This window comes from Streptomyces sp. NPDC093109 (genome assembly GCF_040701725.1).
Classification (GTDB): Bacteria; Actinomycetota; Actinomycetes; order Streptomycetales; family Streptomycetaceae; genus Streptomyces.
In genome coordinates this window covers 1-19,819 of record NZ_JBFBEZ010000037.1, presented here as the reverse complement: position 1 = coordinate 19,819, position 19,819 = coordinate 1, and the positions used below count along the sequence as shown (strand labels likewise).

Here is a 19,819-nt window from a genome sequence, read left to right as displayed (position 1 = left end):
TCGTCACCCCCCCACCGCTTCGACGGCGAAGCGCATCGACCGCCGCTCCGCCATGCCCGGACGCGGTGCACGAAAGGCATTTCCTTGCGTACTTCTCGTGATGTCAGACGAAAGCTCATATCCCTCACCGCGGTGTCCGCGACACTGCTCTCCGGCACCGTCGCCGTCTCCCTGGCGCTGACCGGCCCGGCCGCCGCGGAGCCGGCCGCCGGGAGCCCCGCGCCGGCCGCCGCTCCCTCGGCCCCCGCCGCCGAGCGGCTGATCGTCGGCTACCGGACCGGCGCCACCGAGGCCAGGTCGAACGCCGCTGCCGCCGCCGACGCCGAGGCCAAGGGCGTCGGGAGCGATGCCGGCCAGGGCTTCCAGCGCCGGCTGGGTACCGGTGCAGCGCTGGTCGACCTGGGGGAGGGCGTCAGCAAGGGCGAGGCCGCCGAGGTCATCGACCGGTACCGGGCGGACCCGCGGGTCGCGTATGTCGTGCCGGACCGGCTGAACACACCGCAGGCGGACCCCAATGACACCGAGTACGCCAAGCAGTGGGACCTCTTCGAGGCGGCTGCCGGGATGAACGTCCCCGGCGCCTGGGACATCACCGCGGGCAGCGGTGTGACCGTCGCCGTTCTCGACACCGGCTATGTCGCCCACTCCGACCTGGCCGCCAATATCGTCGCGGGCTACGACTTCATCTCCGACACCGCCGTCGCGGTGGACGGCAACGGACGCGACAGCGACCCGTCCGACCCGGGCGACTGGGCCCGGGCCGGTGAGTGCTACTCGGGCAGTCCGGCGTCCAACTCCTCCTGGCACGGCACCCATGTGGCGGGCACCATCGCCGCCGTCGCCAACAACGGCAAGGGCATCGCGGGCATCGCGCACCAGGCGAAGATCTCGCCGGTCCGGGTCCTCGGCAAGTGCGGCGGTTACGACTCCGACATCATCGACGCCATCACCTGGGCCTCCGGCGGTACGGTCTCGGGCGTACCGGCCAACGCGAATGTCGCGAAGGTCATCAACATGAGCCTCGGCGGCGCCGGTTCGTGCTCCACCGCGACGCAGAGCGCGATCACCGCGGCCGTGAACCGCGGCACCACGGTTGTCGTCGCGGCGGGCAACTCCAATGCCAACGCGGCCAATTACTCTCCCGCCAGCTGCAACAACGTGATCAGCGTCGCCGCGCTGAGCCGCACCGGATCCCGGGCCACGTACTCCAACTACGGCACGTCCGTGGACATCGCGGCCCCCGGCGGCCAGACCAGCACCGGCACCGCCAACGGCATCCTGTCCACACTGAACTCCGGGACCACCACCCCGGGCACCGAGTCGTACGCGTACTACCAGGGCACCAGCATGGCGGCGCCGCACATCGCGGGCCTCGCCGCCCTGATGAAGGCCGCGAACCCCTCGCTCACCCCCGCCCAGATCGAGTCCGCGATCAAGGCCAACGCCCGCGCGATCCCCGGCACCTGCTCGGGCGGCTGCGGCGCGGGTCTGGCGGACGCGGCCAAGACCGTCCAGGCGGTGGCGGCCACGGGCTGACCGTCGTCGGACGGCGGAACCGGACAGCTGACGCGGGGGCCTGCCCCGGTGCGTACACCACACGCACCGGGGCAGGCCCCCGGCACGTTCCGGGCGGCGGCGCGGCGCTGGAGAGGCGGGGTCGTACTGACCGGGTGTAAGCAGGAACCATGCGAGCGCTGCGTGGTTCCCGGAGCCCGGGCCGGTTCCTCAGAGCGAGCCGGGTGCCGGCCGCCGTGCTGGCGGCCGTGCTCGTCGCGGTGACGATCGCGCCGGCCGGCGGGGCGGAGGGGCCGGGCGGCTGCCGGCGGACGCTGCTGGGTGTGGCGCATCCGGACGACGACCTGTTCTTCTTCAATCCGGAGATCGAGCGGACCCTGCGCGCCGGATGCGCTGTCAGCACCGTCTATCTCACGGCCGGGGACGGCGGGGAACGCGATCCGCGAAGAGCCCGGAACTATGTGGAGAACCGGGAGAACGGGGTCCGCAAGGCGTACGCGAAAATGGCGGGCGCCGAGAACCGCTGGAGCCGGGACCCGGTACGGGTGAAGGGCCACGGCATCAGATCGTTCAGGCTCACCGATTCCCCGGTGGAGGTGCGGCTGACCTTTCTGCGGCTGCACGACGGGATGCCCCGGGGCCGGCAGGCGCAGAGCATGCTGCGGCTCTTCGACGGTGACAAGAAGGAGATCGTCCCCTTCCAGGGCACCGACCGGTACAGCGAGGCGCGGCTGCTGGAGGTGCTGACCTCGCTGGTCCGGCGGAGCGGGGCGGAGCGCGTCCTCACCCAGGACCACGACAACGCGTCGTTCGCCTTCGGGGTCGACGGGCGCGTGGACCACAGCGACCACGGCATCGGGGCGCGCTACCTGCGGAAAGCCGCCTATCACGCCGGAATTCCGGTGAAGTCCTATCTCGGATACACCATGACACCGCTGAAGAGGAATCTGACACCGCGGCAGGCCGCCGCGAAGGAGCGAACCGTCAGGTGGTACGACGCGCAGCGGAAATGTCCCCGTACCAGAGTCTGCGGGGAGCGCCCCCTCTACCGGGGAATCCTGACGGCCAATTACCGGAAATGGCTCGTCCGGCAGTATCCGCAGCGGCACCGGGGCCCCGCGTCCGGCGAGATCATGGGGGACATCGGACGCACCACGGAGTCCGGGGGGAGGGCGCCCGAACGGTGTCTCGACGTCAAGGACTCCGCGCTGGGAGCCGGGGTGGTCCGGATCTTCGACTGCAACGGCACCACCGCCCAGAAGTGGGACATCGGGAGCGACGGCACCATCCGGACGCGCCTGGGCGCGGGGCACTGCCTCACCCGGGCGGGCGGTGACCTCCGGGTCCTGACATGCCGGGGCGCGGCCGAGGGGCAGAAGTGGCGGCGCGTGCCGTGGGAGAGCCCGCGGTGGCGGCGCGAGGCGTGGCGCATCGCCGGGGACGACGGCCGGTGCCTGTACCAGCACGACCGGACGTTCCCCCGGAAGGGCGAGCCGGACGCACGGAATCCGCGGCTGGGTCTGGCACGCTGCGACGGCCCGCGGGAGCCCGAGCTGTACTGGCGGTGGCGGTCCTGATGGCGGTCCTGAGACCGCGCCGGCGCAGTCAGGATGTGTTCAGGTAGCGGCTGCCACCCTGCCGCCATGACGATCAACAAGCATGTGGCCACGGACAGGGCCAAGGACAGGACCGGGGACAGGGCCGGCGTCCGCGCGTGGGGGAACAAGGTCCCCGAGATCACCCTCTACTTCTGGGTCATCAAGATCCTCTGCACCACCGTGGGGGAGACCGCGGCGGATCTGCTGAACACGAATCTGGGGCTGGGGCTCACCGCCACCTCGTACGTGATGGGAGCCCTGCTGGCCGTCGCGCTGTTCTTCCAGTTCCGGGCGCGCGCCTACCGCCCCGGGGTGTACTGGCTGTGCGTCGTACTGATCAGCGTCGTCGGGACGCTGGTCAGCGACAATCTCACGGACAACCTCGGTGTTCCGCTGACGACGACCACCTGGATGTTCGCCCTGGCCCTCGCCCTGACGTTCGCCGCCTGGTACGCGAGCGAGCGGACGCTGTCCGTCCACGCCATCCGTACCCGCCGCAGGGAAGCCTTCTACTGGCTGGCGATCCTCTTCACGTTCGCGCTGGGCACCTCGGCGGGCGACCTCACGGCGGAGCGGCTCAAGCTGGGCTACTGGGTGTCGGCCCTGCTGTTCGCCCTGCTGATCGCCGCGGTCGCGGTCGCCAGGTTCACCCTCGACCTGAACACCGTCTGGTCGTTCTGGATCGCGTACGTCCTGACCCGCCCCCTCGGCGCCTCACTGGGCGACTACCTCTCCCAGGCCCGCGCGGACGGCGGTCTCGGGCTGGGGACGGTCGTCACGAGCGGACTCTTCCTCGCCGTCATCCTCGGGCTCGTCGTCCATCTGACCCGTACCCGCGCCGATGTGGTGCCGTCCGGCGCCGGTGGGGTCATCCTGCCGGAAGACGCACGGTGAACCGGGCGCCGGGCGCGGTGCCCAGGGTGATGTCGCCGCCGGCCGCGCGGGCGAGCCGGCGGGCCAGGGCCAGACCGAGCCCCGCGCCGTCGTGCCCGTCGTCCGGCGCGGCGCGACGGCCGGGCTCGAAGAGGTACGGGACGAACGCCGCCGGCACACCGGGGCCGTCGTCGACGACGGAGACCTCTACCGCCCCCGGCACCGCCGCGCACTCGATCACGATCGAACTCACCGCGTAGCGCCGGGCGTTGTCCAGGAGCGGCATCAGGATACGTTCCGCGACGGCCGCCGAGACCCCGGCCGTGACCTCGTCCCCGAGGACCCGCACGGCGGGCGAGCCGGGGTGGTCAGCCCCGATCCGCTCCGCCAGGGACCGGGCCAGCTCGGCCGGGCGGCAGCGGCCGGGGGACCGGTCGCCGCGGGTACGGGCCTCGGACAGCAGGCTGTCGCAGATCTGCCGCATGGTGGCGGCGGCGCTCGCGATCGCCTCGTGCGAGGCCCGCTGCTCGGCGGGCCCGCGCGGGCGCGCGGCCAGCCACTCGGCCTCCGCGGTGATCCGGGCGAGCGGGGTGCGCAGCTCGTGCGAGAGCTCGGCGGCCTGCTGCTGCTCGTGGCGCAGCACCGCCGCGAGCCGGTCCAGCAGCTCGTCGAGGTTCGCGGCCAGCGAGGCGAGTTCGGCGGGGCGCCCCGCGCCGCCGAAGCGCCGCGCCGCACCCTCCTCGCTCCACTGCGCCGCCTGCGCGCTCATCAGCCCGACCGGCCGCAGCGCGCGCCGGACGACCAGCCGGGTCAGCAGATAGACGGTGGCCAGCAGGAGCAGCGCGAGAACGACCGACGCGGTCAGGGCCGAGTCCGCCGTACTGCGGTACGGGTCCAGCGCGACCGAGGTGACCACCGTGCCCACCTGGCGGCCCCCGGCGTCCCGCACGGGCAGGGCGAAGAGCCGGGTGGCGCCCGGGCCGCCGACGTCCGTGAACGCCTCGGCCCGTCCGGCGAGCCGGTCGGCCCCCCGCTGGAGGGCGGCCGGCGCCCCGGGCGGCTTGTCGACCGCGCGGTCCCCCTCGTAGATCCACACACCGGTGTCCAGCGCCCGGTCCCGCGACGGCTCGTGGACGACGAGCCCGCCGCCGGGGCGCGGTTCCACCGTGGTGGCCACGGCCTCGGCCCGGGTCCGCAGCACGTCGTCGGCCTGCGCGCGCAGCCTGTTGTCCAGGGCCAGATTGAACGCCGTGGTCAGCACGGCGACCCACAGCGTGCCGGTCACCAGCGCCGTCAGCGCCAGCCGCCCGCGCAGCGTACGCGGCGTACCCATCGGCCGGCCGGACGGAGAGCCGGACCGGAACAGGCCCGGCCACCTCATGGCGGGGTGGGGCCGAAGCGGTAGCCGATGCCCCGGACCGTGGTGAGCGCGTGCGAGGCGCCGGCCGCGCGCAGCTTGCGCCGCAGCCGGGTCAGATACTGGTCGAGCGTGTTGTCGCTGACGTGCGCGCCCTCGGGCCAGCCCGCCCGCAGCAGCGCCCGCCGCCGTACGGCGGTGCCGGGTGCCGCCATCAGGCAGGCCAGCAGCCGGAACTCGGTGGGTGTCAGCGGTACGGCGGTGTCGCGCGCGGTCAGCTCGTGCCGTACGGGATCGAGCCGCAGCCCGCCCGTGTCGATGGCGCTGTCCCGCCCGGCCCGGCGCAGGGCGGCGCGGACCCGGGCCGCCAGTTCGGCCAGATGGAACGGTTTGGCGAGATAGTCGTCCCCGCCGGAGGAGAAGCCCGCCAGCCGGTCGGTCAGGGTGTCGTGCGCGGTCAGGAAGACGACCGGGGCGGTGATCCCGGCGGCGCGCATGGCCTGGCAGACGTCCCGGCCGTCCGAGTCGGGCAGCCCGATGTCCAGCACCACGGCGTCCACCCGGGCATCGACACCGCGCAGCGCCCCGGCGCCGTCCGACGCGGTGACGACATCGAAGTCCTCGTCGCGCAGCCCGCGCGCGAGGACGTCGCGCAGGCCGTGGTCGTCCTCGACGATCAGCACACGGTGGGTGGTCACCCGGCCAGTATGGCCCCGGCCGGTCCGCGTGACCCCGGCCGATCCGCCGGGTGCCGCGCTCCGATGGCCGGGCCGGGGCCGCGGCGGCAGCGTGGTGCGCATGGCGGAGACCTCGGCCGCGGTGTCGGGACCGCGACGGACGGAGCCCGGGGCCGTGAGCGGCCGGCCGGCGGACGGCGGTGGCGGCGCGGGCGGGCGCGGTTCCTGGCCGCTCGTCGCGGTGGCGGCGGCGTACACCCTCGTGCAGCTGGCGCTGCTGGTGGCCGGTGCGGGGCTCGGCTGGGACGAGACCGTGTACGTGAGCCAGGTCAGCCCGGGGGCCGACGCCGCGTTCTTCAGCGCGCCGCGCGCCCGGGGCATCACCTACCTCGTCGCGCCGCTGACCGCGCTCACCCCGTCCGTCGAGGCGCTCCGGGTGTATCTGGCGCTGCTGTCGGGCGCCGGGCTGTTCGCGGCGTTCGCGGTCTGGCGCCGGCTGCTCCCCGTACCCCTGCTCGCCCTGGCCGCCGGGCTGTTCGCCGGGCTGTGGATCACCGTGCTCTACGGACCGCAGGCCATGCCCAATCTCTGGGTCGCCCTCGGCTGCCTCTTCGCGGTCGGCTGCTTCCTGCGGGCCGCGCGGGACCGAGCCGACCGCGCCGCGCTCGCCGGGCTCTGCGCGGGGGTGGCGTTCGTCGCGCTGATGCGGCCCACGGACGCGTTCTGGCTCGCCCTGCCGCTCGCCGCCTGTGCGCTCCTGGTCGGGGCCTGGCGGCGGCCCCTGCTGCTGGCGGGGCTGGCCGCGGGGGCGGCGCTGGGGTGCGCGCCGTGGGTCGTCGAGGCGTATCTGAGCTACGGCGGGCTCGCGGCGCGGCTGCACCGGGCCAGCGAGATCCAGGGCCGGCTGGGCTGGCACCTCGCCTTCTACGACCAGGTGCGGGCGCTGGACGGGCGGTTGCTCTGCCGGCCCTGCGACATGGCGTGGCGGCGGCCGGCCACCGCGGTGTGGTGGTTCGCCCTGCCGCCGCTCGTCGCGGGCGGGGTGGTGGCCGCGGTGCGCTCCCGGCGGCCGGCCGCCGTGCTGGTGCCGACGCTGGCCGGCCTGTCGCTCGCCGTGCCGTATCTGCTGCTGATCGGCTACGCGGCGCCGCGCTTCCTGCTGCCCGCCTACGCGCTCCTCGCGCTGCCGGTGGCGCGCTGCCTGCGCTGGGCCGGCCGGGCCGTGCGGCCCCGGGCGGTGGCCGCGGCCGGGCTCTGCGCGCTGCTGGGCGCCCATCTCGCCGTCCAGTACACGGTCCTCGACGGCGCGGCGGCGCGCGGGCGCGCCAACCGGGTCGCCTTCGGCCGGGCGGCGGCCGAACTGGCCAGGCAGGGCGTACGGCCGCCCTGCGTGGTCAGCGGCGAGGAGGCCGTACGGATCGCCTTCCGCGCCCGCTGCGCCTCGCGCCAGACCGGCGGCCACGACGGCTCCATCACCCCGGCGGAACTGGCCGCCGCCGCCCGCGAACGGCCGGTGGCCCTGGTGCTGACGGGCACGCGGCGGCCCCCGGCGTACGCGCGCGCCTGGCGCGTCGTACCCCTGCCGGAGCTGCCGGGCGGGCGTGACTGGCGCGCCTATGTCTCCCCGTCCGCCGCGCCGGGGACGTAACGGAGCGCACGAACGCCTCGGGGCCGAACGCCTCGGGGGCCGAACGCCTCGGGGCCGCCGCCGGACACCCGGCGACGGCCCCGACGAACCCGTTCGGCTAACGCGCCGTCAGCGCGGGCAGCGACGACATGGTGTGGTGCCCGGTGTGCTGACCGCTCTGGAACGACTGGTCGGGCCGGGCCAGACCCGTCGGACCCGCCGGGAGGCACGCCTTGAGCGCGGTCAGCAGCCGCTGGACGTCGTCGTGCGGCCGGACCACCAGCCGGACGAACTGGCTGCTGCTGCCGAGCTTGTTCCCGCACTCGCGGATGAAGATCCCGTACTGGGTGAGCAGCCGGTCGCGCAGCGCCACGCCGTCCACCCCGTCGGGCAGCTTCACCAGCAGGAAGTTCCCCTGCGAGAGGAAGACGATCAGATCGGGCACCGCGGCCAGCGCCTGCGACATGTTGGCCCGGTCGCGGGCCAGCAGCGCCAGGCTCTGGTGGTACTCGACGCCGTACTCCTTGATCATGAAGACGACGCTCTCCGCGAAGGAGTTCAGATTCCACTTCGGCAGGCTCTTGCGGACCTTCGCCGCGAGCGCCGGGTTGGCCACGAGGTAGCCGAATCTGATGCCGTGCAGTCCGAAGTTCTTGCCGAGGCTCTTCAGGACGATCACATTCGACCGGATGGCGGCCTCATCGGCGACGGACGGCGACTTCTCCGCGTCGACGAAGTCGATGAACGACTCGTCGACCACCACGAGATCGAGGTCCGACAGCTCATCGAGGAGCCACAGCACCTGATGGCGGCGGAGATAGCCGCCGTCGGGGTTGTTCGGGTTGCAGATGACGGCGACCTTGGATCCGCGCTGCCGGATGAAGCGCACGTACTCCCGCAGATCGAGGGTGAAGTCCTGGTCCTCCTGGAGCGGGAACATGTCGACGCGCTTGCCGGTCTCCAGCGGCTGGTCCGTCCACCGGCCGAAGGTGGGGATCGGGATCGCCAGGCTCTCCTTCACCAGCAGATGGTCGATCCAGGTGATCAGCTCGGTGGAGCCGTTGCCCATGGCCACGGTCTGCGGGTTGAGCCCGAGCACCGTGCACAGCTCGGAGGTGACCGTGTCGGCGTCGCTCGGGTAGTACTTGAGGATCGACTCCAGGGACCCGCGCATCCTGTTGAACATGTCCGGCGTCGGGAAGTACGGGTTGCACGGAATGCAGAAGTCGACCCGCTCCTGCACCGGTTCCGCCCTGCCGTACGGGGTGACGCGCCCGCTCTGCTCGGGGGAGGCCTCCGCGGAGTCCGTCGGTGACAGCCGGGACAGCATGGCCCAGGACGGACTGTGCGCGGTGGTGTGCAGGAGGCCCGTTTCGGCGGACGGTGACATGGAGGAGGTCTCCTTTTGCGGTCGGTGCTGAGCGGCGGGTGAGGAGGGGAGTGGGCCTTGGGGGAGGCCCTTCGGGAAGGCTCTGGGGGAGGCTTTGGGGGACGCGGTCAGCCGGCGGAGTGCCGGCGGCGCAGCAGGAACACCGCGATTCCCGCGACGATCGCCAGGACCCCGGCGGCCACCGGCGCGTAGTCGTTCTGCGAGCCGACGGGCTGGGCGTCGGTCAGCGGCGCGTCGGACGGGGGCCCGGCCGGGGTGTCCGAGGGGAGCGGCGCCCCGGTGGCGGACTGCGCGGCGGTCTCCGCGGTGCTCGGGGTGGCGGACGGGAGCGCGAGGGACGCCGTGGGGAGCGGCGCCGAGGGCGTCTGCTGGTGGGCGGGGTACGTCACCGACTGCTGGGGCTCCGAGGGGGCGGTCTGTTCGCCGGCCTGCTGCCCCGTACCGTCGTCCGCGTCGTTGTCCGTCTCTCCGGCGGCGTCACCGCCGCCACCGGGGAAGACGACGTCCGAGCAGGAGTAGTACGTGTCGGGGGTGCTGGTGTTCCGCCAGATCGTGTAGAGCACGTGCCGGCCCGTACGGTTGGACGGCAGCGTGCCCGAGATCCGGTACGCGCCGCCCTCCAACTGCGGGTCGGTCGCCGAGATGAACGGCGTCGGAGCCAGATCGTCCCAGGTCAGGGGCGAGTCGGGGGAGTAGCCCTCGCGGGTGAGATAGAGACTGAACGTCCCCTCGTGCGGAATGGTCGACTTGTACGTCAGCGTGAACGCGGCCCCGGGGCTCAGCTCGGTGGCGGGCCAGTCGGCGCGGGCGATGTCGAGCCCCTTGTACGCGTCGAGCCCGCCGCTGCACAACCGGCCGTCGGGGACCGACTCGCGGTCCCGTCCGTCCACCCCCGCGAGCCGCAGGTTGTCCCACTCGTCGAAGGACCGGCCGTCGTTGGCGGCCACGGCCGCCCGGCAGGCGTCCGTGGAGGCCGCCGCGCCGCCCTCGGGACCGCAGGCCGCGACCCGGCTCACGGGATCCGTCGGCGCGCCGTGCGCGTACGCCGGCCCCGCCGTCAGCCCCGTCAGCGCCGCGGTGCCCGCGAGCAGAAGGGGAACAGTGCCCGCGAAGGCGGCCAGGGCGCGCCTCGGGGCGTGCCCTGGAGCGGCGGTGCGATGGCGGAACATCGGTGACAGACCTCCTCGGAGGGCCCGCCAACCCCGGGGACCCATCAGCCTGTTGTCTATTACGGCCGGTACTCGCCGGGCGTTCAGCACTTCTTCCGCGATCTTTGGACGAGTCTTCGGAGGGGGCTTCGGAGGGGGCTTCGGCCGGTGCTCGGCCGTCCGCGGGTTCAGCCGTCCGTGGGCTCGGCGGGGATCTCGTACGCGAGGCGGAAGCGCTCGCCGGGCACCACGAGATCGGCCGTCTCCAGAGGGCGTTCGTCCGCGTAATAGGTGCGCTCGATGGCGGCCACGGGGGCGCCGGGCACCAGATCGAGGGCGTCGGCCTCCTGGCGGGTGGCCGTGCGGGCGGTGACGGTCTCGGTGGAGCGGGTGATCCGGAGTCCGATGTAGGACATCCGGGCCACCACGCTGCTGCCCGCGAGGGGGCCCGCGCCGGGGAGCGATACGGCGGTCCCGCCCGTGACGGTGAGCGGCTCCCAGCTGACGCAGTGCATGGCCGGCCTCCCGTCCCGGGTGAGCAGGTACTCGCTGCGGATCACGGGCGCGGCGGCGGGCACGCCGAGGCGCAGGGCGATCTCCGCCGGGGCCTCGCCGGTCGTGGAGCGGGGCGTACCGCGGACCGTACGGCCGTCGTCGTCCGTGCCGCCCGGCGGGCCGCCGCTCCGGAGGGCGAGCCGGCCCTGGAGGCGCTCGTGCGTCCACGACCTGGCCATCGTCCCGGAGGAGGGCCGCTCCCGTACGAACACGCCCCGGCCGGCCCGGCCCCTGACCAGGCCCTCGGCGGTCAGGGCCCGTACGGCGGCGGCGGCGACGTTCGGGCCGACGCCGTACGTCCGGGCGAGCGCGGCACGGGACGGCAGCGGATCGCCCGGGGCGAACTCGCCCGTGCCGATCCGGCGCCGGAGATCCTCCGCCACCGCCCGATAGGCCGCGACCGCCGCCATCCTGTCTCACCTTCCGGACATTGTTTCAGTATGTGAGAAGTTTCCTGGTGGATCGGGCCGGTCCCGGGCGCTCAGGAACGGATCCCGCGGCGGAGCCGCCGGGTACCTGATGCATCAGGCAAGGCCGAAAATCCACTATCCCGGGCAGTCTGCCACGCGGGCCCCCGCACCTGTTGCATCAGGTTCCGGATACCCGCCCCTCCCGGACCGCCCCGACGCCCGGCCGAACAGCCCTGTTCCGACGGGGTGAGGCCTTTGCGCCCGCCGCGGTACGGGGCTACTTTCAGCTCCTGTCCGGCGGTCGCGTCTTACCGGCCGGACAGGGACGGACAGCCGCGACGGGTGAGGAGGACCAGGAATGAGCCACGACACGGGCACCGTGCGGGGCCCCGGGCACCGCCCAGGGCCTGACGAGCACACCGCCGCCGCCCGCCGCGTCCTGCTCACCCCGGACGACCCCGGCACCCTCCCCGTCGAACTGCGGATCACCGCGGCGGCCCGCGCGGCCGAACGTACGGGACAGCACCGGCTCGCCGCCCGCTACCGGGCCATGGCGCCCGCCGCCGTGCCGGCACCCGCATCCGCACCCGTATCCGCCGCCGTACCGGCCGCACTGGCCGCCGCTGTCGTGGACTTCACCGACCGCGTCACCCTCGACCCCGCCGGTACCGGACCGACCACACTGCGGGACGTGACCGTCCACGGACTGGACGCGCCGGCCGTCGTCGCCCTCGCGCAGATCTGCGCCTTCGTCGCGTACGAGGCCCGCGTCGCCTCCGGGCTCGCCCTGCTGGCCGGCGGTCCCGCGGCCGAGCCGGAGCCCGAGCCCGTACGGGAGCCCGCCGCCGGGTCCGCACCCCAGACCGCTCCGCTTCCGGCCGCGCCGCACGCGCCGGAGGCGGGGCGCTTCACCCTGAACCGGCTGACCTGGCGGCCCCGTGTCCCCGCCGTCGACGCCGACGCGCTCACCGAAGCGCAGCGGGCCGTCATCGACGCCCACCCCACGCTCTCGGCCGCGTCCCCGTACTACCGCACGCTCCTGCACGACCCGGCCGCGCTCGACCACCGGACGTACGTCTACGACGCGATCATGTACGGGCGCGGCGGACTGCCGCGCGCCGAACGCGAGCTGGCGACGCTGCTGGTCTCGCGCGTCAACGGCTGCGTCTACTGCGCCTCCGTGCACGGCAGGAAGTACGCGCAGCTCGTCCGCGACGAGGCGGCGGCGCTCCGCGTCCTCGACCGGGGCGGCGAGGCGCTCGCCGGGGACGTCCGCGGCACGGCGCTCGCCCGCTTCACGGAGGCCCAGACCCGCACCCCGCCCGCGGCCACGGGACAGGACGTGGCGGCCCTGCGCGCGGCCGGTTTCGACGACGCCGAACTGACCGGCCTCGTCCACGCCGTGGCCCTCTTCGGCTGGGCGAACCGCCTGATGCTCGTCCTCGGCGACGCACACGACGACACACAAGCCGACGTAGACGTACACGACGACACGCAGGCCGCCGCCCACGCACACGCGCACGAGGGTCACGAGGGTGACGCCCCCGCCGCCATGCCCCACCCCGCCAGGACGCTCGACGCCGGCATTCCGCGCACCGACGCACGGGAGTCCTGTAGCAGGACGTCGGTCCCGGCCCCACGGACGGACGGCGCGTAGCCGTCGTCCACCGTGGTCGCGGGCCCGGCGTCGCCCCCGCCGCTCCGCCGCGCGCCCGTACCCGCTTCGGACCCGCGTCCCCCGATCCTTCCGATCCCGTTCGACCGGAGACCGTCATGCCCGCTCTGCGCCCCGTTCTCACCGCCACCGCGGTCCTCGCCAGTACCGCCCTGCTCGCGACGGCCTGCTCCTCCAGCGCCACCACGTCCGCCGGCTCCTCCGGCGACGCGGGCGGCAAGCAGACCGTCACCTTCATGGGGTTCTACGGCACCTTCCAGGACGCCTTCACCAAGACGGTGATCAAGCCCTTCGAGAAGGCCAACCCGGACATCAAGGTCACCTACGTACCGATCCAGAACTCCGCCGAGGTGCTCGCCAAGCTGCGCGCCAGCAGCAAGCGCCCGGTGGCCGACGTCGCCCTCATGGACAGCTCCGTGGCGCCGACGGCCAACAAGGAGAAGCTCTTCGCACCGATCGACGCGTCGAAGGTCACCAACGTCGCGAACCTCGTGGACACCGCGAAGAGCAAGGACGGCTACGGCCCGGCCGTCACCTTCGACAGCCTCTCGATCCTCTACAACTCCAAGAACGTCAAGAAGGCGCCCACCAGCTGGAACGACCTCTGGGACGCGGAGTACAAGGGCAAGCTGGCGATGCCCATCGCCGACACCCGGGGCGTCGCCCTGATCGTCGCCCTGGAGAAGATCCTCGGCGCGGACTACCAGAAGGACATCGACCCGGCGATCGACAAGCTCAAGACCCTCTCGCCGGCCGTCCAGACCTGGCAGCCCTCGCCCGACGTCTACACCGCCATCCAGTCGGGCGACGTGGACGTGGCCGTCGGCTGGAACGCCCGCGGCCAGTACTACAAGGACTCCTCGAAGGGCGTCGTCCAGCCGGTCCTTCCCAAGGAGGGCACGGTCACCCAGGTCAACACCATCAACCTGGTGAACAACTCCCAGCACACCGCCGCCGCGCAGAAGTTCATCAACTACGCCATCGGCGCCGAGGCCCAGAAGGCGTTCGACGACGAGGCCTTCTACGCGCCGGTCAACAAGGACGTCCAGCTCGCCGCCGCCACCAAGGAGCGCACCCAGGCCTCCGACGAGCAGCGGAAGAACCAGATCCCCGTCGACTGGTCCTGGATGACCTCCCGCTACACCGCGTGGGTCGACCGCATCAAGCAGGAGGTCATCGGTGGGTGACGCCGCTCCGGTACGGCACGACGCCGCGCGCGCCGGGCACCTCGTCCTCGACGGTCTTGCCAAGACCTACCCCGGCAAGGACGGCGCCGCCGTGCGCGGTGTCGACCTCGCCGTGGAGCGCGGCCGGCTGCTCGCCGTCCTCGGCCCCTCGGGCTGCGGGAAGTCGACCACGCTGCGCATGATCGCCGGGCTGGTGCCGCCCACCGCCGGGCGGATCAGCGTCGACGGCCGGGACATCACCGACACCCCCGTCCACCGGCGGGACATGGGCGTGGTCTTCCAGTCGTACGCCCTCTTCCCGCATCTGGACGTCGCCCGCAACGTGGCCTTCGGCCTGGAGATGCGGAAGACCCCGAAGGCGGAGCTGAAGCGGCGCGTCGGCGAGGCGCTCGACCTCGTACGGCTCGGACCGCTGGCCGGCCGCCGGGTCGCCCAGCTCTCCGGCGGGCAGCAGCAGCGCGTGGCGCTCGCCCGCGCGCTGGTGGTCGGACCGGCCGTGCTCCTCCTCGACGAACCGCTGTCGAACCTCGACGCGCAACTGCGCGCCGCGATGCGCGACGAGATCGTCCGGATCCAGCGCGAGACCGGCGTCACCACCGTCTTCGTCACGCACGACCAGCAGGAGGCCCTGTCCATGGCCGACAGCGTCGCCGTCATGAACCAGGGCCGGATAGAGCAGGTGGGCACCCCCGAGGACGTCTACGAGCGCCCCGAACGCCCGTTCGTGGCGCGGTTCGTGGGCCGTGCCAACCTGCTCGACGGTACGGTCACCGGCCGCACCGGGGACACGACCGAGGTCGCCCTCCCCGGCCTCGGCACGGTCGCCGCCGCGGGCGACCGGGGAACGGCCGGCCGGGCCGCGACGGGCCGCACCGCGACCGTCATGCTGCGCCCGCACCGGATCGCCCTGGCCGCCGCCGCTCCCGGCACCGGCACGGGGAACGGCGGGGCGCGCGGCACGGTCCTCTCCGCCGGGTACGCGGGCGAGACCGTCGCCTACCGGGTGCGCGTAGGCGACGCCGGTCCCGTACTGGACGTCGAACAGCCCACCGGGACACGGGAGTCGTACGGTCCCGGCACCGAGGTGGAGCTGTCGTGGGACCCGGCCGCGCCCCGGCTGGTCGCCGCCGAGGAGGGTACGGAGTGACGGCGGCCCCCGCGGCGCCGGCAGCGGCGGTGAAGGCCGCGCGCCGGCGCGGTCCGGCCCGGCAGGCTCTCGTCCTGCTCGTGCCGGGCCTCCTCGCCCTGCTGCTGACGTACGCGCTGCCGCTGGTCTGGGTGGTGCGGATGTCGCTCAACGAGTCCGGCGAGGGCGGCCTCATCCGGCAGACGGTCTCCCTCGCCACCTTCGGCGAGGTGCTCGGCAGCTCCCACTACTGGAACGTGCTCGGGCAGACCGTCGAACTCGGCGTCCTCGTCACCTTCTTCACCCTCGTCGTCTCCTACCCGGTCGCCCTCTTCCTGACGCGTACCGCCAGCCGCTGGCGCAGCCTGCTGATGGCGCTCGCCATCGCGCCGCTGCTCATCTCCTCCGTGGCACGCACCTTCGGCTGGATGGCGATCCTCGGCCGCCAGGGAGTCGTCAACAAGACACTGGACGCGCTCGGAGTGATCGACAGCCCGCTCCAGCTGGCCAACAACCTCACCGGGGTGGTCATCGCCTCCACCGAGATCTACATGCCGTTCGCGATCCTCGCCATGATCAGCGGGTTCGGCCGGCTCGACCCGGCGCTGGAACAGGCCGCCGCGTCACTGGGCGCCCCGCGCCGTACGGTGTTCCGCCGTGTCGTCCTGCCGCTCACCCTGCCGGGTGTGCTCACTGCCGGGCTGCTGGTGTTCGTCCTCAGCCTCAGCGGCTATGTCACGCCCCGGCTCATCGGCGGCGGCCGGGTCTTCGTCCTGGCCACCGAGATCTACGACGAGGCGATCACCAGCCTCGACTGGCCGGTGGCGGCGGTCCTCTCGATGCTGCTGCTCGCGGTCTTCGGTGTGGTGATCGTGGTCTACCTGTGGGCACAACGGGCCCTCGAAGCCCGCTTCACCGGCGGACGGGAGGCCCGCTCATGACCACGCGCCGGCTGACGAGAGCGGTGTGGGCCCTCGTTCTCACCGTCCTCTACCTCTTCCTGCTCGCACCCATCCTGATCGTGCTCGTGGAGTCCTTCGACACCTCGACCTATCTGCGCTTCCCGCCCGAGGGCTTCAGCCTCGACGCGTACCGGCAGGTCTTCGCGAACGACGCCTTCCGCGAGGGCTTCAAGGTCAGCGGCATCACCGCCGCGGTCACCGCGCTGCTGGCGCTGGTGACGGGCGTACCGGCGGCGCTCGCGCTGAGCCGGCTGCGGTTCCGGGGGCGGTCGGCGATCGAGGCGGTCTTCCTGTCGCCCCTGCTCGTCCCGCACATCGTGCTCGGGCTCGCGCTGCTGCTGATCATGGCGCCGATCCCGCTCACCGACACCTACTGGGGGCTGATCCTGGCCCATCTCGGGGTGACCGTCCCCTATGTCGTACGGACGGTCTCCGCGGCCCTGGTCTCGGCCGACCCGAGGGCCGAGGAGGCGGCGCGCACGCTCGGCGCGAACGGGTTCCTGACGTTCTGGCGGATCACCCTGCCCACCATCAGGTCCGGACTGCTCTCGGGCGGGGTCATCGCGTTCCTGCTGTCGTTCGACGAGACCGTGATCTCGCTGTTCGTGTCGGGGCAGCACACCGTGCCGCTGCCGGTCGCCGTGCTCCAGTACGTCGAGTACCGCAGCGATCCGTCCGTGGCCTCCCTCTCCGTCCTGCTGGTGCTGCTCTCCGTGGTCGTGGTCGTGCTGGTGGAGCGCGGTCTCGGGCTGCGCCGCACACTGCGCTCCTGAGCACACCGCACCCCCCCCACACCGTCCGTACCGTTCCAAGGAGTTACCCGTGCCCGACACCCCGGCGCAGCCCCTCGACCACGCCGCCCTGCACCGCGACAGCGTCGTCTTCAACGCCCTCGACTGCACCCCGCTCGCCTGGGCGGACGAGACGTACCTCGGCAAGCTCGCCGCCTCCGGGGTCACCGCGATCAACCACGCGGTCTCCATCTCCCAGGACTACGACGCGGCGGCGGCCTCCCTCGTCGGCTGGCAGCGGCGGCTGGCGGAGACGGACGGGCGGGTCTTCCAGGCGTACGGACTCGATGACGTCGCGCGCGCCAAGGAGACCGGGACGGTCGCCTGGTTCGCCGGGTTCGAGGACAGCAAGCCGGTGGGGGAGGACCTGTGGCGGCTCGCGGCCCTGCACCAGCTGGGCCTGCGCTTCATGGGACTCACCTACCAGAACCGGAACTACGCGGCCGACGGCAGCGGCGAGAGCGCCAACGGCGGGCTGAGCCGCTTCGGTCGCGCCCTCGTCGCGGAGTGCAACCGGCTGGGCATCGCGCTCGACCTCTCGCACACCGGCGAACGCTCCACCCTGGAGACCATCGAGACCTCGGAGAAGCCGGTACTCGTCACCCACGCCGGGCTGACCCACTTCGTCGACAGCCCCCGCAACAAGAGCGACCTGGTCGTCAGGGAACTCGCCGCGCGCGGCGGTGTGTTCGGCCTCGCGGCCAAGTCCGGCTTCCTCACCCCCGACGGGCTGACCCGGCGGCCGGGAGCCGAGGTCTTCGCCGACAACATCGACCACCTGGTCGAGCTGGCCGGCATCGACCACGTCATCGTCGGCACGGACGTCGGAGACGAGCGCAAGTACTCCCGCGAGGGCATGGCGCGGGTGCGCCGGCTCTACCCGGAGATCCCCATCGTCGGCGCCGACCTGGACCTCGACCGGATCCACCCCGAGGGCATGGGCACCCCCGCCGACCTGCCCCGTATCACCGAGCTGCTGGCCGGGCGCGGTTACAGTGGCGAGGACATCGGCAAGGTGCTCGGCGGAAATCTCCAGCGGGTCCTGGCGGAGATCTGGGACTCGGGTTCGGGAGAGTGACTGTGGCGCGTCGTACGGTGAGTGTGGCGATCGTGGGCGCGGGACCGCGCGGTACGGCCGTACTGGAGCGCCTCATAGCCAACCTCGGGCCGGCCGGGCCCTGGGCCGACACCCCGGCCGAGCTGCATGTCGTCGAGCCGCACACGCCCGGCGCCGGCCGGGTCTGGGACCCGGCGCAGCCCGCGCACCTGCTGATGAACACGGTCGCGGGACACGCGACCGCGTTCCCCGACGACACGGTACGGATGGCCGGCCCGTCGGCGACCGGTCCCACGCTCATGGAGTGGGCGCGCGAGCACGCGCCGGGCCTCGCGCCGTGGGAGCACCCCAACCGCGCGCTGATGGGCCGCTATCTCGCCTGGGCATACGGGCGGATCGCCGCGTCCGCCGCCCCCGGCACCCGGATCGTGTTCCATCCGACGCGCGCCGTCGGCCTCGATCCCGACGCCGCCCCCGGCGGCCGGTCGCGGCTGCGGCTCGCGGACGGGACCGAGCTGCTCGCCGACGCGGTGGTCCTCGCCACCGGCCACACCGACCGGCGGCCCCCGCCCGAGCAGCGCGCGCTCGCCGACGCGGCCGGCCGGCACGGGCTGCTGTACCTGCCGCCGGGACACCCCCGGGAGGCCAGGCTCGATCTGCTGCCGCCCGGGGAGCCCGTCCTCGTACGCGGTCTCGCCCTCAACTTCTTCGACCAGCTGGCGCTGCTCACCGCCGGACGCGGCGGACGCTTCGAACCGGCCGGCCCCGGGGGCCCGCTGCGCTATGTGCCGTCCGGGCGGGAGCCGCTGGTCCTGGCGGGGTCGGGGCGCGGGGTCCCGTATCTCGCGCGGAACCAGGTGCCGGGCGAGATGCCGGCCGGCCACACCCTGGTCCACTTCGACGAGGCGGCGCTCGGCCGGCTGACCGCGCGGGAGCCCGGGACGGTCGACTTCGCGACGGAGGTCCTGCCGCTGATCGAGCGGGAGGCGGCGGCGGCCTGGGACCGTACGGGCGTCCGTACCGCGGGCTCCTTCGACATGGCGGCGCTCGACCGGCCGCTGACCGGCCGGACGTTCACCGGCCGCGAGCAGTTCGGCGGCCTGCTGCGGGAGTGGCTGCGCGCCGACATGGCGGCGGCCCGCGCGCCGGGACGCAGCCCGCTCAAGGCCGCGGCCGGAGCGGTCACGGCGGTGAAGGGACAGGTACGGCGGCTGGTCGCGGCCGGAGTGCTGAGCGGCGCCTCGTACCGCGAGCTGGAGTGGTTCCGCTCCTTCGGGGCGCATCTGTCCAGCGGCCCGCCCGCGAGCCGGATCGCCGAGCTGATCGCCCTCAGCGAGGCGGGCGTCGTCGAGTTCACCGGGGCGCGGCCCACCGTGACCGTGGACGAGGAGGCCGGCCGTTACGTCATGACGTCCCCGACCACCGGCGGCGCTCCGGCGACGGCCCGCGCCCTGCTGGACGCCTGGCTGCCCGGCCAGGACCTGGCGGAGACCGCCGACCCGCTGCTCGCCGGGCTGGTTGCCGACGGACTGGCCCGCCCGCACCGGGCGGGCACCGGAGCCGGTACGGAGCCGACGGGCGCCCTCGACGTCGGCGCCGCCGATCTGCGCGTCCGCGCGGCCGACGGCCGGCCGCACCCGCATCTCTTCGCGGTCGGCATCCCGGTCGAGGGCGTGCACTGGAACACCCCGATCGGCGCGAAGGCGCGCGCGAACGCCGAGATGTTCCGGCAGGCCGACACGATCGCCAGGGCCGCCCTGGAGTGGGCGGCCCGTACCTAGGGCCTGTGTGGGGTTGTGATCTGGGCTCGCGGGGCGTGGCACGCACGCTCGCGGCGTTGCCGAAATGCCCTAGTAGCTCCGCTACGAGGG

General features: G+C 73.4%; 14 protein-coding genes and 2 pseudogenes. 11 read left to right on the top strand and 5 right to left on the bottom strand.

The features are described 5' to 3' along the window. Window positions 1-84: 84 nt before the first annotated feature. The 3 genes and pseudogenes from AB0389_RS28860 to AB0389_RS28850 all read left to right on the top strand — a co-directional run. Window positions 85-1,524 (top strand): annotated as a pseudogene (locus AB0389_RS28860) (S8 family peptidase); the annotation flags it as partial. Between the two features lie 161 nt (window positions 1,525-1,685). After that, window positions 1,686-3,092: a PIG-L family deacetylase gene (locus AB0389_RS28855; RefSeq protein WP_366398440.1), complete on the top strand. Its 1,407-nt coding sequence runs from the start codon at window positions 1,686-1,688 to the stop codon at window positions 3,090-3,092. 66 nt (window positions 3,093-3,158) lie between these two features. Beyond that, window positions 3,159-4,007, top strand: a complete 849-nt coding sequence (locus tag AB0389_RS28850; RefSeq protein ID WP_366398439.1) for a hypothetical protein — start codon at window positions 3,159-3,161, stop codon at window positions 4,005-4,007. On the opposite strand, the gene AB0389_RS28845 is transcribed toward AB0389_RS28850, so the two are convergent. Together AB0389_RS28845 and AB0389_RS28840 are read right to left on the bottom strand one after the other, a co-directional pair. Beyond that, window positions 3,982-5,319 (bottom strand): HAMP domain-containing sensor histidine kinase, encoded by a 1,338-nt coding sequence (locus AB0389_RS28845; protein WP_366398438.1) that lies wholly within the window; start codon window positions 5,317-5,319, stop codon window positions 3,982-3,984. The genes AB0389_RS28850 and AB0389_RS28845 overlap by 26 nt on opposite strands. Window positions 5,320-5,363: 44 nt before the next feature. Further along, window positions 5,364-6,041, bottom strand: a complete 678-nt coding sequence (locus AB0389_RS28840) for a response regulator transcription factor (RefSeq protein ID WP_366398437.1) — start codon at window positions 6,039-6,041, stop codon at window positions 5,364-5,366. 154 nt (window positions 6,042-6,195) lie between these two features. Between AB0389_RS28840 and AB0389_RS28835 the strand changes: the two genes are divergently transcribed. Beyond that, the gene (locus tag AB0389_RS28835) at window positions 6,196-7,668 is read left to right on the top strand and encodes a hypothetical protein (RefSeq protein ID WP_366398436.1); all 1,473 of its coding nucleotides are present in this window, start codon (window positions 6,196-6,198) and stop codon (window positions 7,666-7,668) included. 211 nt (window positions 7,669-7,879) lie between these two features. Here the strand turns inward: AB0389_RS28835 and AB0389_RS28830 are convergent. The 3 genes and pseudogenes from AB0389_RS28830 to AB0389_RS28820 form a co-directional block, all read right to left on the bottom strand. Next, window positions 7,880-8,906 (bottom strand): annotated as a pseudogene (locus AB0389_RS28830) (histidinol-phosphate transaminase); the annotation flags it as partial. Window positions 8,907-9,144: 238 nt separating this feature from the next. Continuing rightward, window positions 9,145-10,206, bottom strand: a complete 1,062-nt coding sequence (locus tag AB0389_RS28825; RefSeq protein ID WP_366398435.1) for a lytic polysaccharide monooxygenase — start codon at window positions 10,204-10,206, stop codon at window positions 9,145-9,147. Between the two features lie 167 nt (window positions 10,207-10,373). Next, window positions 10,374-11,150 (bottom strand): GntR family transcriptional regulator, encoded by a 777-nt coding sequence (locus AB0389_RS28820; protein ID WP_366398434.1) that lies wholly within the window; start codon window positions 11,148-11,150, stop codon window positions 10,374-10,376. A 358-nt stretch (window positions 11,151-11,508) separates the two neighbouring features. On the opposite strand from AB0389_RS28820, the gene AB0389_RS28815 reads away from it, so the two are divergent. The 7 genes from AB0389_RS28815 to AB0389_RS28785 all read left to right on the top strand — a co-directional run bounded on the left by AB0389_RS28815 (window position 11,509) and on the right by AB0389_RS28785 (window position 19,729). Beyond that, on the top strand, window positions 11,509-12,807 hold the full coding sequence (locus AB0389_RS28815; protein WP_366398433.1) for a peroxidase-related enzyme: 1,299 nt from the start codon (window positions 11,509-11,511) through the stop codon (window positions 12,805-12,807). Between the two features lie 116 nt (window positions 12,808-12,923). Beyond that, window positions 12,924-14,012 (top strand): ABC transporter substrate-binding protein, encoded by a 1,089-nt coding sequence (locus AB0389_RS28810; RefSeq protein ID WP_366398432.1) that lies wholly within the window; start codon window positions 12,924-12,926, stop codon window positions 14,010-14,012. Continuing rightward, window positions 14,005-15,159: an ABC transporter ATP-binding protein gene (locus AB0389_RS28805; RefSeq protein ID WP_366398431.1), complete on the top strand. Its 1,155-nt coding sequence runs from the start codon at window positions 14,005-14,007 to the stop codon at window positions 15,157-15,159. Before AB0389_RS28810 ends, AB0389_RS28805 begins: the two co-directional genes overlap by 8 nt. Continuing rightward, complete coding sequence (locus tag AB0389_RS28800; RefSeq protein ID WP_366398430.1) at window positions 15,156-16,079, top strand: ABC transporter permease; 924 nt, start codon at window positions 15,156-15,158, stop codon at window positions 16,077-16,079. Before AB0389_RS28805 ends, AB0389_RS28800 begins: the two co-directional genes overlap by 4 nt. Next, window positions 16,076-16,873, top strand: coding sequence for an ABC transporter permease (locus AB0389_RS28795; protein ID WP_366398429.1), 798 nt, complete (start codon window positions 16,076-16,078; stop codon window positions 16,871-16,873). The genes AB0389_RS28800 and AB0389_RS28795 overlap by 4 nt, the downstream gene beginning before the upstream one ends. A gap of 49 nt (window positions 16,874-16,922) precedes the next feature. Beyond that, window positions 16,923-17,969 carry a membrane dipeptidase gene (locus tag AB0389_RS28790; protein WP_366398428.1) on the top strand — a complete coding sequence of 349 codons (1,047 nt, stop codon included), beginning with the start codon at window positions 16,923-16,925 and terminating at the stop codon, window positions 17,967-17,969. 2 nt (window positions 17,970-17,971) lie between these two features. Continuing rightward, window positions 17,972-19,729 carry an FAD/NAD(P)-binding protein gene (locus tag AB0389_RS28785; protein WP_366398427.1) on the top strand — a complete coding sequence of 586 codons (1,758 nt, stop codon included), beginning with the start codon at window positions 17,972-17,974 and terminating at the stop codon, window positions 19,727-19,729. Window positions 19,730-19,819: the final 90 nt, after the last annotated feature.

Coding starts and splice junctions, on each gene's coding strand:
- AB0389_RS28855 (WP_366398440.1), top strand. CDS start 1,686: ATGCGAGCGCTGCGTGGTTCCCGGAGCCCGGGCCGGTTCCTCAGAGCG.
- AB0389_RS28850 (WP_366398439.1), top strand. CDS start 3,159: ATGACGATCAACAAGCATGTGGCCACGGACAGGGCCAAGGACAGGACC.
- AB0389_RS28845 (WP_366398438.1), bottom strand. CDS start 5,319: ATGGGTACGCCGCGTACGCTGCGCGGGCGGCTGGCGCTGACGGCGCTG.
- AB0389_RS28825 (WP_366398435.1), bottom strand. CDS start 10,206: ATGTTCCGCCATCGCACCGCCGCTCCAGGGCACGCCCCGAGGCGCGCC.
- AB0389_RS28820 (WP_366398434.1), bottom strand. CDS start 11,150: ATGGCGGCGGTCGCGGCCTATCGGGCGGTGGCGGAGGATCTCCGGCGC.
- AB0389_RS28815 (WP_366398433.1), top strand. CDS start 11,509: ATGAGCCACGACACGGGCACCGTGCGGGGCCCCGGGCACCGCCCAGGG.
- AB0389_RS28810 (WP_366398432.1), top strand. CDS start 12,924: ATGCCCGCTCTGCGCCCCGTTCTCACCGCCACCGCGGTCCTCGCCAGT.
- AB0389_RS28795 (WP_366398429.1), top strand. CDS start 16,076: ATGACCACGCGCCGGCTGACGAGAGCGGTGTGGGCCCTCGTTCTCACC.